Source organism: Mesorhizobium sp. WSM4847 (assembly GCF_055811335.1).
Genome location: NZ_JBVVPY010000002.1, coordinates 104,807 through 129,092, shown reverse-complemented (window position 1 = coordinate 129,092; position 24,286 = coordinate 104,807). Strand labels below are relative to the sequence as shown.

At 60.8% G+C, this 24,286-nt stretch carries 22 protein-coding genes and 5 pseudogenes; 15 read left to right on the top strand and 12 right to left on the bottom strand.

Features of this window, described 5'->3' with window-relative positions; all coding sequences use genetic code 11:
• The first annotated feature begins 13 nt into the window (after positions 1 to 13).
• The 4 genes and pseudogenes from AC0L28_RS03350 (at position 14) to AC0L28_RS03335 (ending at position 2,150) form a co-directional block, all read left to right on the top strand.
• On the top strand, positions 14 to 832 hold the full coding sequence (locus AC0L28_RS03350; RefSeq protein WP_473475530.1) for a CYTH domain-containing protein: 819 nt from the start codon (positions 14 to 16) through the stop codon (positions 830 to 832).
• A gap of 11 nt (positions 833 to 843) precedes the next feature.
• A pseudogene (locus AC0L28_RS03345) lies at positions 844 to 1,547 on the top strand (CHAD domain-containing protein).
• A 144-nt stretch (positions 1,548 to 1,691) separates the two neighbouring features.
• Positions 1,692 to 1,925 carry a hypothetical protein gene (locus AC0L28_RS03340; RefSeq protein WP_473475831.1) on the top strand — a complete coding sequence of 78 codons (234 nt, stop codon included), beginning with the start codon at positions 1,692 to 1,694 and terminating at the stop codon, positions 1,923 to 1,925.
• Between the two features lie 15 nt (positions 1,926 to 1,940).
• Positions 1,941 to 2,150, top strand: a complete 210-nt coding sequence (locus AC0L28_RS03335) for a hypothetical protein (RefSeq protein ID WP_023799928.1) — start codon at positions 1,941 to 1,943, stop codon at positions 2,148 to 2,150.
• Positions 2,151 to 3,253: 1,103 nt separating this feature from the next.
• On the opposite strand, the gene AC0L28_RS03330 is transcribed toward AC0L28_RS03335, so the two are convergent.
• The 3 genes and pseudogenes from AC0L28_RS03330 to AC0L28_RS03320 all read right to left on the bottom strand — a co-directional run bounded on the left by AC0L28_RS03330 (position 3,254) and on the right by AC0L28_RS03320 (position 6,430).
• The gene (locus AC0L28_RS03330; protein WP_473475528.1) at positions 3,254 to 4,897 is read right to left on the bottom strand and encodes a SulP family inorganic anion transporter; all 1,644 of its coding nucleotides are present in this window, start codon (positions 4,895 to 4,897) and stop codon (positions 3,254 to 3,256) included.
• A 238-nt stretch (positions 4,898 to 5,135) separates the two neighbouring features.
• Positions 5,136 to 5,369, bottom strand: a complete 234-nt coding sequence (locus AC0L28_RS03325) for an SAM domain-containing protein (protein ID WP_473475526.1) — start codon at positions 5,367 to 5,369, stop codon at positions 5,136 to 5,138.
• Positions 5,370 to 5,764: 395 nt separating this feature from the next.
• Positions 5,765 to 6,430: pseudogene (locus AC0L28_RS03320) on the bottom strand (IS6 family transposase).
• A 254-nt stretch (positions 6,431 to 6,684) separates the two neighbouring features.
• On the opposite strand from AC0L28_RS03320, the gene AC0L28_RS03315 reads away from it, so the two are divergent.
• The 4 genes and pseudogenes from AC0L28_RS03315 to AC0L28_RS03300 all read left to right on the top strand — a co-directional run bounded on the left by AC0L28_RS03315 (position 6,685) and on the right by AC0L28_RS03300 (position 8,787).
• Entirely contained in the window at positions 6,685 to 6,831 is a 147-nt protein-coding gene (locus tag AC0L28_RS03315) for an ABC transporter (protein ID WP_473475524.1), read from the top strand.
• Positions 6,832 to 6,980: 149 nt separating this feature from the next.
• A complete protein-coding gene (locus AC0L28_RS03310; RefSeq protein WP_473475522.1) occupies positions 6,981 to 7,646 on the top strand; it encodes a hypothetical protein in 666 nt (221 codons plus the stop codon).
• A gap of 79 nt (positions 7,647 to 7,725) precedes the next feature.
• Positions 7,726 to 7,941: pseudogene (locus AC0L28_RS03305) on the top strand (protein-S-isoprenylcysteine O-methyltransferase); the annotation flags it as partial.
• 228 nt (positions 7,942 to 8,169) lie between these two features.
• Positions 8,170 to 8,787, top strand: a complete 618-nt coding sequence (locus AC0L28_RS03300; protein ID WP_473475520.1) for a hypothetical protein — start codon at positions 8,170 to 8,172, stop codon at positions 8,785 to 8,787.
• A gap of 124 nt (positions 8,788 to 8,911) precedes the next feature.
• Here AC0L28_RS03300 and ydiK read toward each other — a convergent pair whose 3' ends face one another.
• From ydiK to AC0L28_RS03280, 4 genes are all read right to left on the bottom strand, one after another.
• Positions 8,912 to 10,012 (bottom strand): AI-2E family transporter YdiK, encoded by a 1,101-nt coding sequence (ydiK, locus tag AC0L28_RS03295; protein WP_473475518.1) that lies wholly within the window; start codon positions 10,010 to 10,012, stop codon positions 8,912 to 8,914.
• A gap of 146 nt (positions 10,013 to 10,158) precedes the next feature.
• Positions 10,159 to 11,247: a calcium/proton exchanger gene (gene cax / locus AC0L28_RS03290; protein WP_031255267.1), complete on the bottom strand. Its 1,089-nt coding sequence runs from the start codon at positions 11,245 to 11,247 to the stop codon at positions 10,159 to 10,161.
• Positions 11,219 to 11,524, bottom strand: coding sequence for a potassium channel family protein (locus AC0L28_RS03285; RefSeq protein ID WP_306454962.1), 306 nt, complete (start codon positions 11,522 to 11,524; stop codon positions 11,219 to 11,221). The genes cax and AC0L28_RS03285 overlap by 29 nt, the downstream gene beginning before the upstream one ends.
• 71 nt (positions 11,525 to 11,595) lie before the next feature.
• A complete protein-coding gene (locus tag AC0L28_RS03280; RefSeq protein WP_473475829.1) occupies positions 11,596 to 11,850 on the bottom strand; it encodes an aspartate-alanine antiporter-like transporter in 255 nt (84 codons plus the stop codon).
• A gap of 618 nt (positions 11,851 to 12,468) precedes the next feature.
• On the opposite strand from AC0L28_RS03280, the gene AC0L28_RS03275 reads away from it, so the two are divergent.
• From AC0L28_RS03275 to AC0L28_RS03255, 5 genes are all read left to right on the top strand, one after another.
• Positions 12,469 to 12,975: a hypothetical protein gene (locus AC0L28_RS03275; protein WP_473475516.1), complete on the top strand. Its 507-nt coding sequence runs from the start codon at positions 12,469 to 12,471 to the stop codon at positions 12,973 to 12,975.
• A 30-nt stretch (positions 12,976 to 13,005) separates the two neighbouring features.
• Positions 13,006 to 14,403 (top strand): DUF3300 domain-containing protein, encoded by a 1,398-nt coding sequence (locus tag AC0L28_RS03270; RefSeq protein ID WP_473475514.1) that lies wholly within the window; start codon positions 13,006 to 13,008, stop codon positions 14,401 to 14,403.
• A gap of 48 nt (positions 14,404 to 14,451) precedes the next feature.
• Positions 14,452 to 15,402 (top strand): DUF2950 domain-containing protein, encoded by a 951-nt coding sequence (locus AC0L28_RS03265; protein WP_473475512.1) that lies wholly within the window; start codon positions 14,452 to 14,454, stop codon positions 15,400 to 15,402.
• Positions 15,403 to 15,481: 79 nt separating this feature from the next.
• Positions 15,482 to 16,318, top strand: a complete 837-nt coding sequence (locus AC0L28_RS03260) for a universal stress protein (RefSeq protein ID WP_473475510.1) — start codon at positions 15,482 to 15,484, stop codon at positions 16,316 to 16,318.
• Between the two features lie 120 nt (positions 16,319 to 16,438).
• Positions 16,439 to 16,777, top strand: coding sequence for a hypothetical protein (locus AC0L28_RS03255; RefSeq protein ID WP_287238941.1), 339 nt, complete (start codon positions 16,439 to 16,441; stop codon positions 16,775 to 16,777).
• 139 nt (positions 16,778 to 16,916) lie between these two features.
• Here the strand turns inward: AC0L28_RS03255 and AC0L28_RS03250 are convergent, their stop codons facing one another.
• The 5 genes and pseudogenes from AC0L28_RS03250 to AC0L28_RS03230 all read right to left on the bottom strand — a co-directional run bounded on the left by AC0L28_RS03250 (position 16,917) and on the right by AC0L28_RS03230 (position 22,054).
• Positions 16,917 to 18,152, bottom strand: a complete 1,236-nt coding sequence (locus AC0L28_RS03250; RefSeq protein ID WP_473475508.1) for an HlyD family secretion protein — start codon at positions 18,150 to 18,152, stop codon at positions 16,917 to 16,919.
• Positions 18,149 to 18,703, bottom strand: coding sequence for a hypothetical protein (locus AC0L28_RS03245; RefSeq protein WP_287064213.1), 555 nt, complete (start codon positions 18,701 to 18,703; stop codon positions 18,149 to 18,151). Before AC0L28_RS03245 ends, AC0L28_RS03250 begins: the two co-directional genes overlap by 4 nt.
• A 288-nt stretch (positions 18,704 to 18,991) precedes the next feature.
• The gene (ccoS, locus tag AC0L28_RS03240) at positions 18,992 to 19,258 is read right to left on the bottom strand and encodes a cbb3-type cytochrome oxidase assembly protein CcoS (protein ID WP_123148495.1); all 267 of its coding nucleotides are present in this window, start codon (positions 19,256 to 19,258) and stop codon (positions 18,992 to 18,994) included.
• A pseudogene (locus AC0L28_RS03235) lies at positions 19,255 to 21,234 on the bottom strand (copper-translocating P-type ATPase). Before AC0L28_RS03235 ends, ccoS begins: the two are co-directional and overlap by 4 nt.
• A gap of 4 nt (positions 21,235 to 21,238) precedes the next feature.
• Positions 21,239 to 22,054 (bottom strand): annotated as a pseudogene (locus tag AC0L28_RS03230) (DUF2189 domain-containing protein).
• 299 nt (positions 22,055 to 22,353) lie between these two features.
• Between AC0L28_RS03230 and petA the strand changes: the two are divergent.
• Both petA and AC0L28_RS03220 read left to right on the top strand, forming a co-directional pair.
• The gene (gene petA, locus AC0L28_RS03225) at positions 22,354 to 22,914 is read left to right on the top strand and encodes a ubiquinol-cytochrome c reductase iron-sulfur subunit (RefSeq protein WP_027151039.1); all 561 of its coding nucleotides are present in this window, start codon (positions 22,354 to 22,356) and stop codon (positions 22,912 to 22,914) included.
• A gap of 17 nt (positions 22,915 to 22,931) precedes the next feature.
• Positions 22,932 to 24,236, top strand: a complete 1,305-nt coding sequence (locus tag AC0L28_RS03220) for a cytochrome b (protein WP_287064209.1) — start codon at positions 22,932 to 22,934, stop codon at positions 24,234 to 24,236.
• Positions 24,237 to 24,286 lie beyond the last annotated feature (50 nt).

The window sequence follows — 24,286 nt, the reverse complement described above, 5'->3', positions numbered from 1 at the left end:
CAACACTCGGCCAATGAGCGAGATCGAGCTAAAATTTCTCCTCGACGAACTGACGTCGAGCCAACTGGGCGCGCGCGCGAAGGCGTTGAAGCTGGTTACTGGCCGCCCGAAAACCAGGACGCTCAGAAGCATCTATCTCGACACCCCTGATCATGCGCTGAAGAAGGCAGGAATTGTGCTCAGACTCCGGCGCGACGGGCGGCGTTGGATACAGACCGTCAAGACCAAGCCAGAGCAGCATGGCGGTCTGTCGCAGGTTGGCGAGGTGGGGAACCCGGCTCCGGGCGGCCGGCTGTTTCTCGAAGCGATTCCGGACGCAGCGGTCCGAGAGGAAGTCGTTCGCCGCGTGAACGGCGCGCCGCTTGAGTTCGTCTGCGAGACCGTGATCAGGCGTTCCGCCAGCGAGTTGTCCCTTGAGGACGGCACGCGTGCGGAACTGGCAATAGACATCGGCGAAATCCACGCCGGGGGGCGCTCGGCCGAGTTGCGTGAACTCGAGATCGAACTCATTGAGGGCAGCCTGGGCGGACTGTTCGACATTGCACATCTACTGGTTCCTGAGGGGGGCCTGAGGTTCTCCCGCCTTTCCAAGGCGGCGCGCGGCTATCTGCTCGCGGAACAGGGATGGATCGACCCGCCTCTCGCGCCCCGCAATGCCGAGGACGTTGCACTCGATCGGGCTCAGATCGCCGAGCAGGCGGCACGCGACGTCCTTCGCGAGTGCCTCGATCAGGTCGCCACGAATGTCGTGGTGATCCGGGAGCTGGACGATCCCGAAGGGCCGCACCAGTTGCGGATCGGCCTGCGCTCTCTGTCTGCGCTTCCGTTCTGAAGAGCCCGGAAATGACGCGGCTCAGCATGGAAGCCCGCTGGCTTGGCCAGGAGGTCGGGCGTCTCAGGGATATCGATATGGTGGCGAACAATATCGTACGGCGGGAGGCCGAGGCCCACGCGGATGAACCGGGTCTGCCGCCCCTTGCCGATGCTCTCTCGAGGCAGGCTGGGGGACTGCGCGATCACCTTCGCAAGGTTCTCCCCGAAGCGCGCGTGCAGGCGTTCCTGATCGACCTGGCGCGTTTCGTGGAGGCGCGAGGCTGGCTCGTTCCTCAAGATTTTGGCCAGACCGAGCGGCTTGCAGCGCCGGTCGTCGAGTTGGCTGGCAAGGCACTCAGCAAGCGCTGGAAGAAAGTTAGCAAGCACGCACGTGGACTGGAGACTCTCGATGTGGAGCAGCGCCACGAGTTGCGCAAGGAACTAAAGAAGCTGCGCTATGCGGTTGAGTTCTTCTCTCCCTATACCCGGCGAAACGTGCTGAACCGTTCCTGAAGCAATTGAAGAAACTTCAGGCGGTCTTCGGCGACCTGAACGACGCGGCGGTCGTCAGAGCCATGTTGACGGGAGCGGAAGCGCCCGGCGCCGGCGATGCGGCCGCGCAACGCGCCATCGGATGGGTGATCGGAGCGAGTCAGGCGCGCGCCGAATTTGGCTGGGCTGGCGCAAAAACCTTGTGGGGAAGCCTCGACGAGACCCGCCCCTTCTGGAAGTGACCGGCCCCGCTGCATGGAGATTGCTGGCCCGGCTTTGGCCTCCGGAAGACGCGGCGATTGTATACTTGACAGACCAAACTTTGGTTCATGGCGTTTCCCCGCAAAACTGCTAATATGCTTCGCGTCGCCAAGTGGAGTTTTGCTGTGGAAGCGGGCGAGATGCAGGCTATTGCCGACACCCTGATGCGGGTCGTGACGCCAGACATGACGCCCAAGCAATTGACCAAGGCGGCAATGAAAGCGCATCCGAACGCGTCAAAGAAGGATGTCGCCTGCGCGGCGTTCTTCTCGATTATTGCAACCGCCGATCAGGACCACGGCAAGGTCAAGAACCTGCAGGCGTTCGCAATAGCCGAGCGCGTAGCCGGCGGCTCTTGATCGGGAGCATGGCGCTTGCGTCCAACCAATGCCGACCGAATAGCAATCCGCGAGCAACAGATTGAGCTTTGCCGCGACATGATTGCGTGGGAAGCGTCACACCATTGGGGCGATGCAGTCCAACTCGCGCATTTCTCGACTGATATCATCGAGGAATACAAGCGCCTGATCGCCACGCTGCAGCTAGTCAGCGACGGGTTGCGGAACCTTGAACCAGTTCAGTGACTAATTCACTGGCCGCGTCCCGTGCCATCTTATGAACGGCGCATTCTTCCCGGTGATCTCCACCCGCGTACAGAGCCTGGCCCAGCCTCCGGAATTGGTACGTCGCAAAACTCAAACGGCTTCTGATACCCGACAAATCGAAGAGCCCGCATGGTATTGCCGTCAGGCGTATGACCCTCCTGTCGTTGACCCTGGGCAGGACCACAAGATACACGCACGCAACACAGAATCCAAAGAACGTCGGCGCGCCGCCCCTCAGTAAGAAGTTGGTGGCGCTGGGGTCCGCATCCGCCCGCCTGGCTGTGTAAGGGTGAAGTGCCGGTCTGGGTTCTTAGTTGGGTGTCGGACTTCTTGCGCTGAGCCTAAACTTGCCAGATGACACTTTATGCGCGAAACTTGGTTTTCGAAGAGCCACTCATAGAGCAGATGTGGGAATAGCGTGGTTGTCCACACCACCGTCACAACCGGCATCAAAAATAACGGCGAGCAAAGTGGGGTCCAATCAAATGGCATATCTCGCGTCTTGGCGGAATCCTCGCGTGAAGGCGCGTGGTATGGTCATAAGAGCAACTTTCGCCGCCACTGCGTTGTCGCAGTTAGCGGCCATCGCGCATGCCAGCGAGGGATCATTTGATGACTTTCCCTTCTTAGTACATTGCGAGGTTAGCGGCCTGCATCGTGCTTTCTATTTGTCCACAATTGGCCAAGACGGGGTTGCCGTCTATATTTCGCCAGACAGGCAGGCCGGCACCATAACTGTAAGCGGCAAGGCCGATCCGGTGGGCGGAGACGGGTCGGGAAGTTGCGCAGGAAAAACACTTGAGCAACTACGATCGACGGGTCAAGCATATGACTTGCAACACTGATCTTTGAGGAATGTAGTCTTATTCTTTGACCTACTATCTCAGCTAGGACACCGGCTGTGGCCGGCTGAATGCCCGGTCTTCGTAGGTGCCTTCCTTCGAGCCAATGCTGCCTGTCTCGCGCCTGACAGAGTACATGGGATGATCAGCGAAGTTCCATCCGACCGCTCTTCACGGCAGGATCCCCAGTCATATTCACGCCCACCGAGAGGTGGCTCACGACCGAGCGCCAATGGGTGCCTAGTTTTGATTGAAACTCGTCGTATAGTGCTGGATGGCTCCCCGTACGCTGGAGAATAGACGCTCGGGTCCTAGTCGATCGGCGAAGCCAGAGGCCCGGATGTATTCGAGTACGCTGGGGTTCAGCGCCACTATCCAACACGTCATTCCTTGCTCGGTTATGCGGCGTTCACCCTCCATTATCATCTGGAGGGCGGAATACTCGATGTCGAAGACCCGGCTCATGTCGAGCGCGAGGACGCGCGGCTTGTGCTCGACGACCAGGGCCTGGATCTGATCCGCGACCCGTTGGGCATTGGCGAAGAAGAGCCGTCCCTCCGGCCGGAGGATAAGCAGGCCCTCGAATGTCTCATCGTCCGGGTGCTCGGGTGACAACGGACGGATTACGTCGGTGCCCCGCTTGCGGCCGATCACGTAGACATTTGGGTTGGCCGACTGACTGGCCAAGCCAACGAGCGACAGAACGATCGCCACGACGATGCCCTGCAGCGTGCCGAAGGCAAGTACGCCAAGGAAGGCCGCCAGCGCCCATCGAAACTCCATTCGCCGTACCTTGCGGATCGACACGAACTCGGCCGGCTTGATCAGTCCGATCGAGTAGACGATCACGATTGCCGCCAGCACAGCCTGAGGCAACAGGCTGAGCAGCGGGGCGAGGAGCAGCATGGTGGCCGCCGCGGCACAGGCCGTGACGAGAGATGCCTTCTGCGTTTGTCCTCCGACCGCGCGGACCACGGCAGTCTGGGAAGTACCACCGCCCGCCGGCATGGCGCCGAACAACGCACCCGCCAAGTTGGCGGTCCCTGTTGCAAGAAGCTCGCGGTCGGCCTTGATGAGCGGATCGGCGGGGGCGGCGAAGGCTCGCCCGGCGGCGATCGATTCAGTGAAGCTCATCAATGCGATGCCGAGCGCGCCCGGCAAGAGTTGCTGGACGAGGCTGAGAGTCGGTAGGGTGATCGACGGGAGCGACTGTGGGATGAACCCCACAATCGCGACGCCCACAGAATCCAAACCGACGAACCATGAGAGCCCAATCCCCGCGCTCACCGCTACGAGGGGAGCCGGCGAATGGGGCCAGAGCCGCTCCATCGCCAACAGCGCCAGTATTGCCGCGATGGCGATGGTCAAAGTGAGCAGCGACGTGTTGGGTAAATGGTGCGCCACACTCAGAATGTCGCGGAGGAAGCCTTCCTTCGCAATGTGCACGCCGAGCAGCTTCGGCACCTGATCGAGTACGATCACAAGACCGATACCGGCCTTGAAGCCGGTCAGAACGGGAGACGAAATGAAATTGGCGACGAACCCGAGGCGAAGCACTGAGGCCCCGATCAGCAGGGCTCCGGTCAGCGCGGTGAGCGTCGCAGTTGCCGTGATCAGTTTATCCGGATCACCGTCCGGAACTGCGAGCCCGAGCTGTGTCCCAGCGAGGATCGCAAGGGTGGTCGTAGAGCTTACACTCAGGACGCGCGATGTGCCAAGCAACGCGTAGACGATCATCGGCACGAAGGCCGTGTAAAGTCCGACACTCACCGGCAGGCCCGCAACCGTCGCGTAGGCCATCGCCTTTGGCAGGACGACGGCTGAGGCCGTCAGGCCTGCGACCACGTCGAGGCGTTGGATTGCAACAATCGAGGGCTTTTTCACGCCGCTTTGCCAGCGCTCAACAATCGAGCGACCTTGCCGATGTCTGTTATGGTTCTCAACCTAGTCTAGCTAGGGTGTAACTCCTCGGCAAGGAAGGTACTTAACTGTATCCTACTCCAGGAATTTCGGTTCAGTCTGGCGACGCAGCGATGGTAGGTTCCGATGATCTCGCGCATGTCCTCCGGATCTAGGCGGCCTGCGAGTGCCGTCGAGCCGACGACGTCAACGAACATGACCGTTAGCTGCCGCCGCTCAGCCTCTGGAAGCGGCGGGGCTGTCCCTGAGATCGCCGCCAGGGATCGCGTGGTCGAGGTGGCCGCTGTATCCGAATCGCGCGCAGGACGGCGATAGCGGCGAGCACGAGATCGTCGGCCGTGAGCTGGGGAAGCGTTTCAGCTTCAATGTCGTTGTCGCGAAAAGCCTGCTCGTATTGCTGCAGGCCGAGGCTCCGTAGCCATTTCGCGATGTCCACGCCCCTTCTCCTTTTCGGCTGCGGGGGGCTGCCCTGTTCTCCCAACTATATCCCAAATCGATGGAGTAGGCGGAATCTCTTTGGAAGAGGCCGCTGAAACGGAGATATCGGCGTGGAACGGGTGGCCTGACGACGAGCATCGCGCTTCTCGAGAGGATGCCTGCTCTGAGGTCAGGACTTGCCCATGCTCTTGCCTCGGGGAAGGTCAGCTTCGGAGAAGCGCCGGCAATGTCAAGAAATGGCGCGTCCTTCCTGTTCGCAGACCGGAAGAATTGACCCTTGGACTAAGCCGCTTGCGCGGCAATGGCGCCCGTGGTGAGGGTGCAGCAATGATCTGAACGGTTCCGTTGCAAAATTGTCGTCTGGCAATAGAAACTCTGGGAACGACCCCAGCCTCACGCGACGGCGATGATTTCGAATTGCTCGGCGATGGCGGATTTGGATTGAAGGCGTACCTCGCCTGTCGTTTTCGAATCATGTGGATCATCTCGATCCCGCCCAGCCTGGCGATAGCGCTTGCCAAGTTTGAAACCGAGCATAGGCCGCACACGACAGTTGATGCGCCGGTGATCCTGCTCGATGCGGTTGTTGAGGTACTGGCTCTTTCGGATGCGGATCGGCTTGAGCTGCCGCCGCGACCGATCCCGCAGCCGGCTTTCCGCGTCACAGGAAAGGATCGCCTCGCGATTCGTCTGGCTACCGTCGATGACGATGCGCTCGGGGCGGCCGTGACGCTACAACGCCTTGCGCAGGAAGCGTTTGGCCGCCGGCAGATCACGATGCTCGCTGAACCAGAACTCGACGGTGTCGCCGACGCTGTCGATGGCGCGATAGAGATACATCCAGCGGCCGCGAACCTTGATATAGGTTTCGTCGATATGCCACCTTCCGCTGACGGCACACTTGCGCCGATTGAAGCCTTTCAGCAGCAAGGGCGAGAAGTGAACGACCCAGCGGTGGATCGCCGAATGATCGATACCGATGCCGCGCTCGGCCATCATTTCCTTCAAATCGCGAAGGCTCAAGCCGTAGGCCAGATACCAGCGAACGCAAAGCAGAATGACGGACTAGTCGAAATGGCGGCCCTTGAACATCTGAACTCTCCGGCGAAACACCAGAGGCCATGCCATGCGCCTGGTTACCGAAAACTTTGCAACACAGCCCAATTTTGCAACGGAACCCGACAGAATGCCTCTCCCAACCATCAACCGACAGTTAAACTGGCTAGGTGTGTCTTTCCTGCACTAGCTGCGGTGTAGTCCCCCGTTAGTTTGCGTGTTGTAGCTTGAACCGATTCGCCCGAGGGGAATATGTGATGAGCAGAATTCTAATCCCAGTGGTTGCGGCGCTCGCCGTCGCCAGCCTAAGCGGCTGCGCAAATATGGACATCGGCAAAGGGAAGGGGAAGGCTCCGCCGCCTGTCGTCGTCGAAGAGCCTGCACCGGCGCCCGTGTACAAGTAAACCGGCCTAGGTCGGGATGGGGAAAGGGCCGCTGGCCTTTCCCATCAGCCAGCAATCCGGATCGGGCGACTCTTCGGCTCGGTCGTGAGGTCGGCAGTGGCGGGCAGGACCCCGCTTTTGATCTGCGCTCCTCGGAGTTCGGGAATGAAATGACGCTTGTAGGTGGCCGTTCACTGTCCGTGGCCCTGCTCGCGCTCGCGGCGGCATCATGCCAATCGCAATCGCAGAATAAACCTCAACTGAATTTCACGTCCGATGATCGGACCCTAGCGGCTGCCGGGGCGCCGACGAGCACGGTGAATTCAGCAGAAGGCCGGTACTTCATCGAGTTCCGCTCCCGCTACGCCTATACATACGGGCACTCCTTCGTGATTTTCGGGCGCATGGACAAATCGGGAAAGATGATCAATGCCGAAGTCGCCGGGCTCGCGCCGAAATCCAACGATCCCAATATCTATATGCTCGGCCATCTCGCGCCGGTGCCGGCCTCGACCGGATGGACCGACGGCGATCTGGAAATCGCCTACCGGTCGGCGAGCTGGACAGTTCCGCTTACCGAACCTGAATACAGGAGGGTCGTGGCATATATACGCAAGCTGCAGGCCAAGTCGCCGCTCTGGCACGCGTCGCTCTACAATTGCAACGCCTTCGTGGCCGACATCGCAAGCTTCATGGGCTACAAGACGCCAGGTATCTGGCTTATGCCGCGTGATTTCATCACAAAGCTTCGACAGATGAATGGCGGGCCGAATGCGATCGGCTATACCGGCCCGCCGGGGGTTGAAAATGCCCCCGCCGCAACGGCCCCCCGTTAGCAGATCGAGAATGTCGAGGCACCCGCGCCTCCTCAAGACGTCCATACCGCCGAAAGGGCGCCGGTGAGCTACATTGAGCATGGAAGCGAGTTCAGTCGGCGAGATCGTATGGGTGCTCGGGATTCGTCGGCTGGTATGTGATTCGATATCCTTTCGAGCACCGGCCAAGCGCGTGCTGCTCTTCGGCCTGGCGATTCTGCCCGGCTTCTATGTCGCGACCGGAATCCCCGAGTCAGCCGACTTTACGGCGAGATGGTGGGCGGTCGCGCTCGGGGCTATCATCTTCGCCCTGGCCGCGCGCGGCATGGGCCTCCCGGACTTTAATGGCGCATCATTGCCATCCGAATCAAAGGATGCGCTATGGGACAGGTTCTACACCGCCGCGCCACCATGCTGAAGCGGAGCCACTCGTTCGCCTCTGCCCAAAGCACGGGAACTCGGCAAGCGGAATTAGCCTCCAAACGGAAATCGCTTGCTGTAAGGTGCGATTGCTCAAGTGTTGTCATGTGCCGGTTGTCCTGCCATGAACGGTCCCGATTCCGTTAGACCCGTGCTCGACCCCATCGACCGTCTGTCGGAGGTACTTTTCGGACTATTGATAGCGCTTTCCTTCACAGGCACCATGAGCGTCGCGGTTGGCGAAGGCGACAAGGTGGGGGCCGTGCTGTTGGCTGCCCTGGGCTGCAACCTCGCTTGGGGAATTGTCGACGGCGTCATGTTTGCCTTGACGACAGCTGTGGAGCGGGTGAAGCGCCTAAATTTCCTTGAGGCCATCCGCGTCATGCCCCTGGCAGAGGCGCGGCGCGTCTTCCTCTCCGAGTTGCCGAAGGACGTCCGCCTGGTCACATCCGAGGCCGACGCCGAAAGTATCGTCACGCGCATCAGATCTCATCCAGCATCCGACAATCGCCGCATTGTGAACATTCGGGATGTCAGAGCTGCAGTTTCAATCTGCTTGCTGGTCATCCTATCGACGCTTCCACCCAGCATGCCGTTCCTGTTCATCGACGATCTGCCGACGGCGATGCGCGCGTCGAACGCGGTAGCCGTAGCCATGCTGTTTTTGATCGGCGCACGGCTCGGCAAAATATATGGGCAGAAGCCCTTGGCCGATGGCTCTGGCCATGGCGGCAATCGGTAGCGTCTTGGTAGTTACTATAGCGCTTGGAGGGTGAACTGCCGGGCGTGCGCATTGAGTCCACCCTACTAGCCGATTTGGCTCGCGGCGCTGCCGCCTAGCTAAAAAGCAGCAACGCGTGCCGGCTTCATCGCGTTTCCCCAGGAGGTTCTCTATCATCGCCATCCGCCATCCACGCATTGAGCAGCGTGTAGGCGACCGCCAGAACCGTCGGGCCTATGAAAATGCCCAGTATGCCAAACGCTACCAGGCCGCCGATGACCCCGGCCAGGATAAGCAGCATAGGCAAGTCGGCGCCTCTGCGGATGAGAACAGGGCGAATAAATTGATCCATCGTCGCGGCGACGATGGTAAAGGCCAGCAACACCGTCGCCCAAAGCGTGTCGCCCGAATAATACATCCAGATTACTGCCGGAGCCATTACCAGGACCGGACCGAGCTGGATCAGACACAAAATGAAGATCAATGCCATGAGCACGGCGGCATAGGGCACGCCGGCCACGGCCAGCCCGATACCCGCTACAGCGCTTTGCGCAACGGCGGTAACCACTACGCCTAAGGCCACACTTCGGATCGCCTGGCCGGCTAGCTTTACCGCGGTCTCTCCACGAATGCCGCCCAGCCGACGACCGAAGAGAATTGCGGTGGCGGCGGCCCGTTCACCGCCCGAATACATGATCGCGGCAATCGCGGTCGTCAGCAGGAAATGTATGAACATGCCACCCAAATTTCCGGTGGCGGACGCGAACCAGTAGGTCAGCGTTCCGGCATAAGGGGTCAGTCTTTGGACCAGTTCCTGAGCGCCCGCCGAGTTCAGATTCTGCCATGCTTCGGCAGCGCGTGCTCCAACCAGGGGCACTCCCTCCAGCCAGCTGGGTGGCGGTGGCAGTCGCATCGACAGGATAGTCCGGACCAGGTCGCCAACCTTGTCGATGTTCGCGAGGACCGTGCTGAGCGCCAGCCAGAAGGGCACGATCACAAGCAGCAGCAAGGTCAGCGTCATGATCAGGACGGCAAGGCCGCGGCGGTTGCCGGTATGGCGCTGCAACCAGAGCATGAGCGGCCAGGTGGCAAGCACCAACGTCGTGGCCCACACGATCGCCGGCAGAAACGGCTGCATCACCCAGACGCTGGCGATGAGAAGACTGCCGATGAACAGCACCGCCAGCGTCACGCGGGTGAGATCCTGACGAGGATGGACGCGGGGACGCGAACCGTCCGAATCCATTATCTGCCCTCCCAACGCCGCTCGCCTATCTTTCTCACGTCATGTTCTCCAAGTCCGCTCCTGGCGCGCCCAAACCTGCGGTCAGCCCATCCTTTGGTGTTCATCTCTGGTATTCGCCGTGACGGAACCACGCTCCATCCACCTGCCTAGATTTGCGGCGGTAGAAGGTAGATCGTCATGGCGAAGATCAGATAGACCATCAGCAGCAGCACTCCGACGAACCATGCGGAACGTCCGCCATTGGTCATCAGGAACGCCGTTATCGTGGCAATAAGCACCATGACGACCGCGCCCGGCCAGAACAGAAGGTCCATCGGAGCAGGGCCGATGACATAGCTGAGGAGCACCATCATCGGGGCAACGAAAAGCGCGATCTGCGATGCGGCCCCAAGCGCGATGCCCACGCTCAGGTCCAGCCGGTTCCTTCGCGCGCCGGCAAACGCCGCCGCCATCTCGGCGGAACCGCCCACCAACGCAACGACGATGAAACCCACGAAGGCGGGGGTCATGCCGAACGCGACCGCAGCCTCCTGCACCGACTCGACGAACACTTCGCTTACCAGAGCAACAAGCAATGTCACCGCTGCCAACGTTCCGAGGGCCAGGCCCATCGGCCACGCTTCGCCGTCTTCCGCATGGGCTGTTCCGCTGAAAAGTTCTCGATGGGTCTTCAGCGAGAAGACCAGGCCCATCGCGTAGGCGCCGATGAGCAGCACCGACAATCCAACGCTCAACTGCTGGGTGAACGCGGACGTGGCAACGGAATCGACTTGCGCCACCATGGACGGTGTCACCATCGCGATCGTAGCGAGGAACAGCAGGCTGGTTTGCAGCCTGGCGCTGACTCTGTTGTACTCCTGCACATGATACTTGATACCGCCTAGCAGGAACGAGGCGCCCAACATGAACAGAGTATTGGCGACGATTGCTCCGGCGATAGAAGCCTTCACCAACGTGTACTGGCCGGCTTGCAGCGCAGCCAGCGCAATGACCAGTTCCGTCAGGTTTCCCAACGTGGCATTCAGCAGCCCGCCGACCGTATCGCCCGTCTTGGACGCGACCGACTCGGTAGCCGCGCTCAGCAAGGTGGCCAGCGGTACAATCGCCAGCACAGAGAGCACAAAGAGCAGCGTGTGCGCTTCCGGCTCCAATTGCCGGACGACGAAGACCACCGGAACAAACGCCAAAAGCCAGAGAACGACGTTGCTACGGATCTCTTTGATCAAGGGGCCCATTTCCAGCCTCATTCAGGAGATTGCTGTCAGCCGCCCTCAGCGCCTGCACGGCGACCGCCGCAATGAGGCCTGTCATCACTATGCCGGCAAAACCGATCGCTATCGCCAGTAACCGCGTCAGAAGGTGCTGCGGCGAGAAATCGCCGTAACCGATCGTAAGACCCGTCACGAAGGTGAAGTACAGAGCTTCGTCGACGCGCCAATTTTCAATACGCCCGATGATCAGCCCGCATCCCGCCATGGCGAGAAGGATGCCGGAGAAGATCGGCCAGACCACGCGAAGCTGCTGCACGAGCGCATAAAAGAAGCTGCGTCTCAACTGCCGCGATCGGGGCTTGCCGGTTAATCCTACTGCCACCGAAGTCCCTTTCTCAGGTCGGATTTCACTTCGCCGTCACGCCCACGATCACCGTCCCCAGGTTGTGAGCAGGATATGGCCGATGGAACCGCCGGCGTATAGCCAAGGACGGCAACCGGGCTACCCGAGCGGTCCTGCACCGCCGCCATGCCGGCGGTCATGGTCTGCGCCCCAGCCAGTCCTCCGAGGAGCAGTATGGGGTTCATACGGAGCAGGTAGTGCCGGAGGTACAGTCCCGGCCCCACCGAAGAGAGGGAAGCGCATACGCAGATGCCCGACAACCAGTCCTGCCAGCAGCGCTTTCAGCGACGGAGAAATCGTGATCCCAAGCTGCCCAACGATGACGGCTGCAATGGGGGTCGCTGTCACCGCTCTTAATCCGAGATCTTCATCCATAAAGGGGCAGAAATAATAGCAAATGGCTAGAGACATGAAGGTCAAGATTTCAGGACAGCTGCGAAGCGTGCTCACGAACCCATTCTACCACGATACCCTCCTGTTGCAGGTTCAATACTGGAACAAGCGGCCAGAAGTTCTCCAATTGCTTCCGCCGCTAAGCTAAATTGTATGATAATTATCCTAATGAAACCGCTGATTGCAATTTCAGTTAATTTGAAGTCGTACAATACACCCTTGCGTGCCTTATTTCAAGGTGTTATCATGGAACAACTGCATCGCTTATGTTATTGAAGTCTCGATTTTTTTTTAACGTAGACTACTACAATGGTTACATTTTAACAACAGACGTGAGCGAGCGCGGAGGGACGATAATTCAAAGCTTATTTTAATTGTGGTGTGTCTAAAAACTGCGCGAGAAAGTAGTTTGACAGTAGAGAGTTGAGGGCCATTGAAGGGGTGTTCCTGTGGCGCATCAATTTTCCAGTGAGTTTGGCTCTGTTCCGAGCTTGAAGCGACGGCTCACCCCGCGTGACCGGTTAAACCATATCGATGCCGCGCAAACGGTTTCCAGTGCAAGCCATATTCGCGAAGGCTCCGACAGCGGTGGCGCGGCCGGAATGCCCGACCGATGCAGATCGGACGCGCAAGGACCGCCTCTGGATGTTCAGCCCAACGCGAATTCTGCGGCGTACTGCGGAACCCTCGATTTCGAGTTCTGGCTGCGCAAATACCAAGGCGAGGAAATGGTTACGTGGCTGAAGAAGAACGTTCATCCACTGGACCTGGTCTATCGCCTGGCGGAAAACCACTCGATCGTGCTGCTCAATGGCGGGGGTTTCGATGCTCCCAACTGGAGCGTGCGTGTCTCCTTCGTCAATCTCCAGGACGATATCCATGACGACATAGGTCGCGCCGTCCGCGCGGTTGGGCGGAGCTACGTCGACCCTTTCGACGCCGCGCAAAAGAAATAGCTTGGCGATCGCAACTGTAGGAGCAGCCAGATGACCCATTGGTCCAGGTTCGGCCTCGTTTCAGTCGGCCTTGCGGCCCTTCTGCTTCTTTCCGCGCCGTTCGGTGCGCCTGCCTACGGCCAGACCCCCACTCCGACTCCGCGGCCGGCGGCCGACAGCGAACCGGCCGCCGTCACTGAGGAGCCTGCTCCTCTCACGCTCAACGAACTGAAGGTCCTGACCGCGCCGATCGCGCTTTATCCCGACGATGTCGTCGCGCTCACCATCGCGGCTTCGCTCTATCCGCTACAGATCGTGCAGGCGGCCCGCTTTCTCGACGAAAAGGCGAAGTCTCCCGACCTCGAGCCGAGCGACAAATGGGATGGCAGCGTGATCTCGCTGCTCAATTATCCCAAGATCGTGAAGATGATGAACGACGATCTGGAGTGGACCGAACAGTTGGGCAATGCGGCCGCCAACCAGCAGAAGGATTTGCTCGTCGCCATCCAGCAGTTGCGCGACGAGGCGGTCGCCAAGGACTACCTGAAGACGACGGAGCAGGTGCAGGTTGTCAACGAAGGCGACAATGTCGTGATCAGGTCTGCCGATCCGCAGACCGTCTATATCCCGACCTATCCCCCCGAAATGCTGTACGAGCCCGACTACGTCATAGCGGGCGACCCGATCGCCTACGACCCGTACCCCTCCTATTACTATCCGACAGCGCCCTACTGGGCCGCGCTTGCTACCGGTGCGATGTGGGCCGCAGTGGTCGACTGGGACGACTGGGGAACCTGGGGCGGCGACGTGGATCTCGACGTCGATATCGGCGACAACATCGATATCGATTTCGATAATATCGACATCGACAATATCGACATCGACAGGCTGAAGGACCTCGACCTCAAGAACATCGACCGCGACAAGATCAATCTCAAGAACGCGAACATCGACCGCGACAAGCTCAAGCAGAACCTGAAGAGCAAGGACTTCAACAACATTGCCAGCAAGGCCAAGGACCGCCGGGAGTCGGGCAAGGGCAAGCAGGCGCGGGCGCATGACCTCAAGGGGAAGGATGTCCGCAAGAATGTCGCCGAAGGTTTGAAGGACCGGCCGCAGGCCAAGCTGCCGAAGTCGGGGACCAAGCGGCCCGATGCAAAACGCGTCTCGGACCAGCACAGGAAGGCGAAACCGGCGGCCAACAAACCTGCGGCCAAGAAAGTCGCTCAGAAGAAGTCCTCCAGGAAAAAGCCGGCTGCGCGCGCCGACAATCGTCCGCGCAAGCCGTCGGCGATGGGGAATCCGCGACCTGGCAGGGTTGCGACCAACCATTCGAACCGCGGTGCCTATAGCCGGGGTGGCGGCCATCGCCAGGTGCAGAGCAGAGGTGGAAGAGGAGGGGGCGGAGGCGGACGAGGCGGAGGCGGACGAGGCGGAGGACGCCGGTAGCAACTGCCGTATCGTGTGCGACATCCGGCTTATTTCAGGAACATGATCATGATCCGATACCTCATTACCGCAACTCTCGCACTTTCGCTCGGCGTTCCCGCCCTTTCGGCCGGCGGCGCCCAGGAAGCACAGACCAGCACCACGCAGGATTTCGATGCCTTCATCGGCGAGACGCCCACGCCGTTCGCAACAGTCGACGAACTCATCGAGGCGTTCCGCAAAGCGCTGGAGGAAGATGACAAGGAGGCCGTCGCCTCGCTTCTCGGACTGTCGCCCAGCGAAGTGCTGAAGTCGAAGGAAGTGGAGGCGAGCTTTCCGGAAATCCGCGAAGAGGCGGCGAAGGGCATCGCCGTCAAGGAACTGGCACCCGACCGCCGCTCGCTTCTTCTTGGTAACCAGGTATGGCCGTTTCCATTCCCTGTCGTGCAGACAGAGGGCAAATGGGCGTTCGATACCATCGCCGGGCTGGAAGAAGTCATCAACCGCAGGATCGGCGAGAACGAGCTGACCACCGTCGCCAACCTGCGCGCCTATGTCGACGCCCAGGAGGATTACAAGGAAACCGACTGGGACGAAGATGGCGTCGGCGAATATGCTCAGAAGTTGATCAGCACGCCCGAAACATATGACGGGCTCTATTGGGAACCCGGCGACGGCGTCCCGGAAAGCCCGTTCGGTTCGCTGATCAGCCAGGCCGAGTTGGCGACGGCCGCCGAGGACGGCTATTTCGGATACCGCTACCGCATATTGAACGGTCAAGGCGCTAACGTCGCCGGCGGCCAGTACGACTACGTCATCAACGGCAACATGATCGCCGGCTTTGGGCTGATCGCGATGCCTGCCGAATACGACCGCACAGGCATCATGACCTTCGTCGTAAACCAGTACGGCACAGTCTACGAAAAGGATCTCGGGCCCGATACGGCGGCGCTCGCCGAAAAGATCACGGCGTTCAATCCCGATGACGGTTGGGCCGTGGTCAACGATCCGGGCGAGTGAGCGGACCCATGCACATCCCGGATGCATGCTTTGGGACTAGATGGCTGTCGCGTACCCTGCATTCAGAGGGAGGCCCCTAGTGAAAACGATAGCCCTGCTTCCTGTTATCACCTATCCCGAACCCAACCCTGAAATGGTAGTGCCCAGGGCGGTCGCGATGGCGGCGGCCCTCGGCGCGCAACTGCATGCGTTGGCCATCAACGTAGAGATCCGAAACATCTCGAATGCGCTGTCGCGGAGGCTGGTCGACGTCCCCAAAATGACGCGGGAGGCCGAAGCGCTGTGCCGGGATCGCGGCGAAGCGTTTCTAGCAAAGGTTGTGCTGGAAGCGAAACGGGCAGGCGTGGACTCAACCACAGACGCGGTCGCGTCGAACGCTCCCTTGCTGAATGACACCGCTGCAATTCAAGCGCGTTACTATGATCTCGTTCTCTGCGCCTGGGAGGCGAACAACCCCACGAGCAGGACGACCGCGCAGGCCATTATCTTCGGGTCGGGAAGGCCGACGATCCTTCTGCCAGAGGTCGAGCCTGTCACGAAGCTGCACAGCCTTGCTATTGCCTGGGACGGCAGCCGTGTTGCGGCTCGCGCTGTGGCGGATGCACATCAGGTGTTGCGCCGCGCTTCCAAGATTACGGTGCTCACCGTGACGGGCGAGAAGTCCCTGCGGGAGACGGACGCCGCCCAACGCTTGGCTCAAGGGCTGAACCTACGCGGGCTGTCAGCCGAGGCCATGCCATTCGTATCCGAGGATTGCCCGGTCGAGGTGTCGCTTCAGGAGCGAGCGATCGAAATCGGCGCCGACCTGATGATCATGGGAGCGTTCGGTCACACCAGACTGAGGGATTTCGTGCTCGGTGGGGCTACGAAAGGCATCCTGTCGGACATCCGGCTGCCGATAATGCTTTCGCATTGATCGTGTCGGTGACGAGTGGCGAAGCGCCATCGAGGTTATTCGGAACCGGGTGGTCAAGGAACGGCAATCAATGGTGTATATTTGGCAATGGAGTATATTTGGCCTAGGAAGGATATTCGCATGAAGGCTCGTTGGCTATTTACAGGAACAGTTTTCGCTTTCATTGCGCAATCGTCGCTTGCCTGCATGTATAGCCCTGAAGCACATGCCCAAGAGGGATCGTTTGAGGACTTTCCTTTCTTGGTGCGTTGTGAATTAAGCGGCATCGTTCGTGCTTACTACTTGTCCAAAATTGGTCCAGACGGGGTTGCCGTTTATATAACCCCCGACAATCAGGCCGGCACAATCACCATGCGAGGCAAGGCCGAGCCAGTTGGCGGAGATTGGTCGGGAAGTTGCGCCGGAAAAACGCTTGAGCAACTAAGGTCGGCAGGCCAAGCGTATGACTTGCCGCATTGATCCCTTGAGACGTCGTTGTTGCTCCGCGTTATGTCGGTTCAAATCCCGTTCCATTTAAGCACGAACGGCCATAGCGAGCTTAAGATCGCACTTTGGTGCAAATTTCCTTTGGCCGCATGTTCGACGGCGCGTCGGTTCCTCAATGCCCGCCCGAAAAGACGAGTGTTTGCACCGGAAGAAGGAGCGCCTGGAATCTCAATATGATCGCATGCACCAGCCCGACCGTATCTATGACGTGCAGGAACAGCCAGTGCGCTGTGCCCAAGTCTTCCTCGGCAAGTCGGTCGTGATTGTTGGTGTAGGCGTTGGCGATGCAACTGCTGCCTGGAGGCACGCCATCGAACCCTCCCGCGAACAGCGGCTCCAGAAAGACGGTGATCGTTCCGGGCCGGACCACCTGTTGGGCGTCGATCAACTGATCCGACGCCCGAACCTGACCGGTCGCTATGAGATCCTGAACCTCGGTGACCACCATCGGAATGATCGTCAAAGGCATCGAAATGCAAGTCGCTTCGGCAACCATGCCGACCTTCATGACCTGGGCTTCGAGCTGGCTGAAGCCCCCTATAAGCGCCTTCCTTCCGGCTTCCGCCGGTATGAGAACGCCGGCGGGCCGCATAAAGGGATTTACGATGTCTCCCTTGCGCAGGGTGAATTGCTCCAAAGTGCCGGCGACCCCGGCGTAGACGACGGTCTTGTCCAATTCGACCTGGGCCTGGGCAAGCGCCGCCTCGGCGCTTTTCTTCTGCGCCGGCAGCACGGACGAAATCTGCGATTCGACGGACTGCTTGCTCGCCATGACCGCGGAAATGGCGGCCTGCCGCCCTTCCACGATGTTGGCGAGCTTTTCGATCTCGCGCTGCGCGACCGTGCTGGCGTTTCGCCGTTGAAGTTCGGTCTTGGTTTCGAGTTCGTCCAAGGCCTGTTTGTACGAGCTTTGCGCTTCCTGAATGCGGGCATCGGCCCCTACCAGCTCGGTTTTTGCCAATTCGAGCGCCGCGTCTATCTCCGATACCCGCCGCTTCGCGGTCTCGAGCGCCGCTTCCTGCTGCGCGCTGTCGAGCCTGAAGATGCGCTGGCCAGCCTCGACCTTATCCCTTATGCCCACATAGACTTCCTCGACGCGGCCGGAGCCTTCGGGGAGGATGGGAATGGTGCGAAAGAACGAAATCGCACTCGACGTCGACGGATGATAGTAGAGAATTAGCGTCAGCAGAATCACTGTCAGAGCTATGCACGCCGTTATTCCGTATCGCAGCTCATACCATACAGAATAGAGCGTGATCTCGTGACCAATCCTCTTTCCCTGTACGAAGCGGCGGACGAGAAAATCGGGCAGGACGGTCAGGACCGAACAAAGCAGAACCTCGATCATCGTTCATGACCTCCCACTGACACCGGCTGGCGCTGATGGCGATCGGACGGCTCCGGCGCATGCGTCTTGGCGATTTCGTCGCGGGGGTCGCTTCGGGCTTTCTCCAAGGGGGTCGGAGGAGGTACGGCCTCCACTTTGACCGGCGTATAGTTGGCAAGCACCTCGGGAGCCGGCTCAGACGGCGCCTCCGCGGCGGGGGATCGAAACCGCCCCGTCGCCATCCTGGCGAGCGAGTCGGCCATGCTGGCCAGGGGCGTCCAGAAGTCGGGCACGGGGACGAGCGCCAGAAACAGCGCGGCAATCCAGAACGCATGGATGTGGGTGAACAACGCCAGCAGCGACAGCACCGCCACCAGCTGGAACTGGATCTGACTGCCGCCGTGGGACATGCGCTCCGGCAAGGAATGGAGCCAGAAGTACAAACTTCCAATCCCCATCACGGCCAGCACAAGGAAGATGACCGACCCCGTGAACAACACATCGGTCTCGCCGGGGGCCGTTATGAAAGGCGGAAGATGATGCGGCGCCGCCGAATGCATTGCCTCGGACATGCCTGCCACTCCCCAATTTCGCTCGTGCGAGGACGCCCGAGCACTAGGCGCAGCAACGCGCCCAAACTTAAGGATACTCCGTCCGCATCCGAAAGCAACTGAAGAGGCCAGCAGTCTCGGAGCCGCCGCCCTACGCAGGACAGCCATCTCGTTGCTATAGCAATGCCAAGGCGACCGCCAGAAGGCTAACGACCAAGGCGGCGAGGCTTGGGACAAGCACGGCGGCTCCCGAGTAGAAAGCCAACGCCGCCACCCAGTCGTACGGCCTGTCACCAGCTTGAGACATTGTCAAACCCTTCCGTCCGTTCTGCTCCTTGAGAAAACGCCGTCGGCGGTCGGCGCCTTCCCGCCCTTGGGGCGAGCCTCATGAGCGGCCGCCTCGCTTTTCCATCCATACTGACGAAGGGGAACGTCCGCGGCGTCTGAAACCAGCACCCTTTCGGCGGCTCCGTCGAGATCTTCATATTGGCCGCTGCGCATCGACCACAGGAACGCCGCGAGACCCGCGACGCCCATGCCCAAGGCAATTGGAACAAGCCAGACGAGATAGTTCATGCCGCCTCCGCCAAGTCGAGCCTGCGAAGAGCCGGAGATCCTGCGGGCGGAGGCTTTCCCGGAAGGCGCAATGCGTTGCCGACCACGAGAATCGATGGCGTCGACATGGCGACAGCGGCCATAAGGGGCGTAACATGGCCCATCACAGCGAGGGGCACGACCAGAACGTTGTATGCGATGGCAAGGGCGAGGTTCTGCCGCACCAGCCGGGATGCGTTCCGGTCTTATGGCATGTGGTCCGGCCTCCAGGCTCGTGCCCAGGAAGACAAGGTCGGCAGCATTCCGCCCGATGTCTGCCGCCGACGAGGGCGCCATTGAGACATGCGCGGTGGCGAGCGCGGGGGCATCGTTCAGCCCGTCTCCAACCATAAGGATGCGGCGGCCGGACCGCGCCAGCTCCTCCAGACGCTCGACCTTGTCCTCGGGAAGCGCACCGTGGCGGATTTCCGAGATTCCCAACGCAGCCGCCACCCTGCAAGCCTCCTCCACTCGATCGCCGGACAGCACCTCTGTCGCCAACCCGAGGTCAGCTAGCTTTCGGATGGCACGCGTCGCGCCAGGACGGATTTCGTCGGCAATCGCAAATGAACCCGCAAGCTTTCCGTCTTTCGAAAGCCACGTGGCGGCTTCACTCGGGACGTTGGCCACGCTTGCGGAGACCCAATCCTTCCTTCCTAGCCTGTAAAACGCTTCGCCAACGCGCCCTTCGATCCCGTACCCGGCAACTTCGCGGAACCCTTCGATAGCCACTCTTGAGACTGTCATCGCGGCCACCGCGCGAGTGCTGCGGCGGCCACAACATCTTGCGGAGCTACCGTGTGCCGTTCGACGCGGGCGGCGCCCGTCGTGAGCGTGCCCGTCTTGTCGAAGACCACGGTGTCGGTCTCGGCAAGGCGCTCTAGCGCGCTGCCATCCTTGAGGGTGACGCGGAGATCGAACAGCCGGCGCGCCGCCACGACCTGGACCATCGGCACGGCAAGGCCGAGCGCGCACGGGCAGGTGATGATGAGGACGGAAATCGCAATCGTAACCGATCGATGCCAGTCGCCTGTAAGCAGTATCCAGGCGGCGCAAGTCGCAACCGCCAGCAGATGGATGACAGGGGAATAGAGCGCGGCCGCGCGGTCGGCGATGCGGCGATAGCGGGCGCGGCCGTGCTCAGCCGCTTCCATCAGCCTGACCACGTCGGCGAGGAAGGAATCCCGTGCACGCCGCTCGGCACGGACAGTGAGCGCGCCATCAAGACTTAGCGCTCCCGAAAGAACGGCGCTGCCCGGCTGCGCGCGTTCGGGCTTGGACTCACCGCTCACCACCGAAACGTCGAGGCTGCCCGCGCCCATGACAACCGTCCCGTCCACCGGAATGCGTTCTCCGGGGGCTACCAATATCATGTCGCCCGGCTCGATTTCTGTCAGGTCGCGGAACTCGCGGCTTCCGTCCGCCCCGACCACCGCCGCCCCGCTCGGCATCAAGCGGGCAAGACCGGTGACGGCGTTCCGCGCCTTCCGCCTCATCGCATGGTCAAGCGTGCGCCCGACAAGCAGAAAGAAGATCAACGACGTTACCGCATCGAAATAGGCGTGAGGTCCTCCGACAGACGTGTCGTAGAGGCTCAAGCCCAGAGCCAGCAGGATTCCGACTGAGATGGGAAAGTCCATGCTGGCGGTGCGCTTCATCGGCAAATTCCACGCCGAAACGAAGAATATCCGTCCGGAATAGGCGACGGTGGGGACGGCCAGCAGCGCCGAGATCAAGTAAAATGCATTTCGAGTTCCCTGATCTGCGCCAGACCAGACGGACACCGACAGCAACATGATGTTCATGGCGGCGAATCCCGCCACGGCTGTGGCCCGCAGCAGCCGCGACAAAGCGCCATCCCCCATGTCGCGGCTGGCGAGCACGATTTCGCGCTCGGCAATCTCCCGCCCTGGCGCCAGCAGCAATGCGGCTTCGGCCCCCGGCGCGCAACAACTCATGGTCTCACCCCTCTGGACGTGCGACCGCCCTGTACGCATGCCAGGTTGCGTGCCCCAGCAGAGAAGATGACGATCATCCCGATAAGCGCTGTGACCACGCAGACTGCGAAGAGCAGGAGCACCAACGCGCCCCAGGCCAGCATCGGCGGAAGGTTGTTCCACACCAGTTTCGCGCTGATAGCCATAGCCGTCAGCGCGTCCACGCGCCGGTCGAGCAGCATCGGCACTGCAAAGACGCTGATGGCGAAAGCGAAGGCCGCGAAGAGGCCACCTATCGCCGTCCCGATCGCAATCATCGCCCACCCATATGCGGTGCCGAAGAGCACTCCGACTATGCGGTCGAATCCGGGAAAGGGCGTCACGCCGAAGAAGAGCGCCCAGAGGGCACCGCCGCACGCGTCCACAGAAGCAGGAGCAAACACAGTAGTAGGCCCGTGAAGAAGACCTGTGCGCCGCCGGTGGGGCGCACCAGGAGCATCGAGGCGAGGCCGATGGCGCGTCCTTCCTCTATTGCCCGGCTCTTTTCATACAGGCCTAGCGCCAAAAAGGGGGCCACGATCATGAACCCGGCAAGCGCCGGAAACAGAATGTAGTCACGACCGAATCCGACAAGCGTCCAAACGAAGGCGACGGACAGGAGAAAGACGACAATCCCATAGGCCAGGCTCGACGCGGGCCGGATCCAGAAATCCCGCCAGCCCGCAGAGAGCCAGCGGAGTCCCTCGAAAAGCGGCAGTCCCCGGTCGAGGCGCCGGTCGCGCGTTTCGCCAATACCCGAGGTCTCGCTGAGCAGCCAATACGACTTGTCGGTCTCGCTCATCTCACTCCTCCTCTCCTGTCGAGACAAACGCCGGCGCTGCTTCGCGGGTTGATTTCGCTCGTTTTCGCCGTGTTCGACATGTGCCCGTCGCCACGCCGTCCGCCGTCGAATTGCGTCCCCGCGACAATCTGCCCTTGTGCCTTCACCCGTCTGGACAAAAACGGGCTTCACGCATAAACCGAAGGCCAATTGCCGGAGGAATTCGCTAGCCTGTTCGCCATGCGCTGTCGGGTTGGCGTGAAAGAGCGGGGAACAAGCCTCGGCCACCGGCACGGAAGAGGCGAAAGGATCAGGCACCCGTGAGCGCAACCGACATCCAGGATCCCAACCGTCGTGATTTTCTCTACGTCGCCACGGGCATGGCCGCGGTGGTCGGCGCGGGTGCCGTCGCCTGGCCGTTCATCGACCAGATGCGCCCGGATGCCTCGACGCTGGCGCTGGCCTCGGTAGAGGTCGACGTCTCCTCGCTGACTCCGGGAACGTCGCTTGTCGTGAAATGGCGCGGCAAGCCGGTGGTGGTGCGCAACCGCACCGAACAAGAGATGAAGGACGGCGAGGCGGTCAATCTGGCCGAGCTCAAGGATCCGCTCGCCCGCAACGCCAATCTGCCGGCCGATGCGCCGGCGACGGACGCCAACCGCACCATGCCGGGCAAGGAGGCCTGGATGGTGATGGTCCAGGTCTGCACCCATCTCGGCTGCATTCCGCTCGGACAGGAAGGCGAGTTCGGCGGCTGGTTCTGCCCGTGCCACGGTTCGACATACGACACCGCCGGCCGCGTCCGCGGCGGACCGGCGCCGGAGAACATGTCGGTGCCGGTATTCCAGTTCATTTCCGACACCAAGATCCGTATCGGCTGAGGCGAGGGGACATTTCGATGAGCGAGGGACACTCGACCTATACGCCCAAGACCGGTATCGGACGCTGGGTCGACGCCCGCATGCCGCTGCCGCGGCTGGTCTATGACAGCTTCGTCGCCTATCCGGTGCCGCGCAACCTCAATTATGCGTGGACCTTCGGCGGCATCCTGGCGCTCATGCTGGGGGCGCAGATGCTGACCGGCATCGTGCTGGCCATGCACTACGCGGCGGACAGCAGTCTCGCCTTCGATTCGGTCGAGAAGATCATGCGCGACGTGAATTCGGGCTGGCTGCTGCGCTATCTGCATTCGAACGGCGCGTCGTTCTTCTTCGTCGCCGTCTACATCCACATCTTCCGCGGCCTCTACTATGGTTCATACAAGGCGCCGCGCGAGCTTCTGTGGATCCTCGGCTGCATCATCTATCTCCTGATGATGGCGACAGGCTTCATGGGCTATGTGCTGCCCTGGGGACAGATGTCGTTCTGGGGCGCGACCGTCATCACCGGCTTCTTCACCGCCATCCCGCTGGTCGGCGAATGGATCCAGCAGCTTCTGCTCGGCGGCTTCGCCGTCGACAACCCGACGCTGAACCGCTTCTTTTCACTGCACTATCTGCTGCCGTTCATGATCGCCGGCGTCGTCGTGCTGCACATATGGGCGCTGCATGTGGTGGGCCAGTCGAACCCGACCGGCATCGAGGTCAAATCGAAGACCGATACCGTCGCGTTCACCCCTTACGCGACCATCAAGGACGCGTTCGGGATGCTGGTGTTCCTGTTCATCTTCGCCTATTTCGTCTTCTACCTGCCGAACTTTCTCGGCCACCCCGACAACTACGTCGTCGCCGACCCGCTGAAGACGCCGGCCCACATCGTGCCGGAATGGTACTTCCTGCCGTTCTACGCGATCCTGCGCGCCATCACCTTCAATATCGGGCCGATCAACTCCAAGCTCGGTGGCGTGCTCGCGATGTTCGGCTCCATCGCCATGCTGTTCCTGGTGCCGTGGCTCGACACCTCGAAAGTGCGCTCGGCGGTCTACCGGCCCTGGTACAAGCTGTTCTTCTGGCTGTTCGTGATCGATGCCGTCCTGCTTGGTTGGCTGGGCTCGCAGCCGGCCGAGGGCAGCTATGTCTTCATGGCGCAGATGGCGACATTGTTCTACTTCGCCTTCTTCCTGGTCGTGCTGCCGGTGCTGGGCCTGGTCGAGAAGCCGCGGCGATTGCCGAACTCGATCACTGAGGCAGTTCTCGAGAAGAACAAGGGTGGCGGTGGCGGGCATCCGGCTCGCGCGACAGCCGCGCCGGAAACCAAGGGCTGAGCATGACCCCGAAAAGTGGAGACCGGTTTTCGGACAAGATCATGCTCGAG

Excerpts from the sequence above, each read along its gene's own strand:
- AC0L28_RS03350 (WP_473475530.1), top strand. The coding sequence starts at position 14 with ATGAGCGAGATCGAGCTAAAATTTCTCCTCGACGAACTGACGTCGAGC.
- AC0L28_RS03270 (WP_473475514.1), top strand. The coding sequence starts at position 13,006 with ATGACCCATTGGTCCAGGTTCGGCCTCGTTTCAGTCGGCCTTGCGGCC.
- AC0L28_RS03265 (WP_473475512.1), top strand. The coding sequence starts at position 14,452 with ATGATCCGATACCTCATTACCGCAACTCTCGCACTTTCGCTCGGCGTT.
- ccoS (WP_123148495.1), bottom strand. The coding sequence starts at position 19,258 with ATGAACTATCTCGTCTGGCTTGTTCCAATTGCCTTGGGCATGGGCGTC.
- ydiK (WP_473475518.1), bottom strand. The coding sequence starts at position 10,012 with ATGGATTCGGACGGTTCGCGTCCCCGCGTCCATCCTCGTCAGGATCTC.
- AC0L28_RS03315 (WP_473475524.1), top strand. The coding sequence starts at position 6,685 with ATGAGCAGAATTCTAATCCCAGTGGTTGCGGCGCTCGCCGTCGCCAGC.
- AC0L28_RS03310 (WP_473475522.1), top strand. The coding sequence starts at position 6,981 with ATGACGCTTGTAGGTGGCCGTTCACTGTCCGTGGCCCTGCTCGCGCTC.
- cax (WP_031255267.1), bottom strand. The coding sequence starts at position 11,247 with ATGGGCCCCTTGATCAAAGAGATCCGTAGCAACGTCGTTCTCTGGCTT.
- AC0L28_RS03255 (WP_287238941.1), top strand. The coding sequence starts at position 16,439 with ATGAAGGCTCGTTGGCTATTTACAGGAACAGTTTTCGCTTTCATTGCG.
- AC0L28_RS03250 (WP_473475508.1), bottom strand. The coding sequence starts at position 18,152 with ATGATCGAGGTTCTGCTTTGTTCGGTCCTGACCGTCCTGCCCGATTTT.
- AC0L28_RS03300 (WP_473475520.1), top strand. The coding sequence starts at position 8,170 with ATGAACGGTCCCGATTCCGTTAGACCCGTGCTCGACCCCATCGACCGT.
- AC0L28_RS03245 (WP_287064213.1), bottom strand. The coding sequence starts at position 18,703 with ATGTCCGAGGCAATGCATTCGGCGGCGCCGCATCATCTTCCGCCTTTC.
- AC0L28_RS03220 (WP_287064209.1), top strand. The coding sequence starts at position 22,932 with ATGAGCGAGGGACACTCGACCTATACGCCCAAGACCGGTATCGGACGC.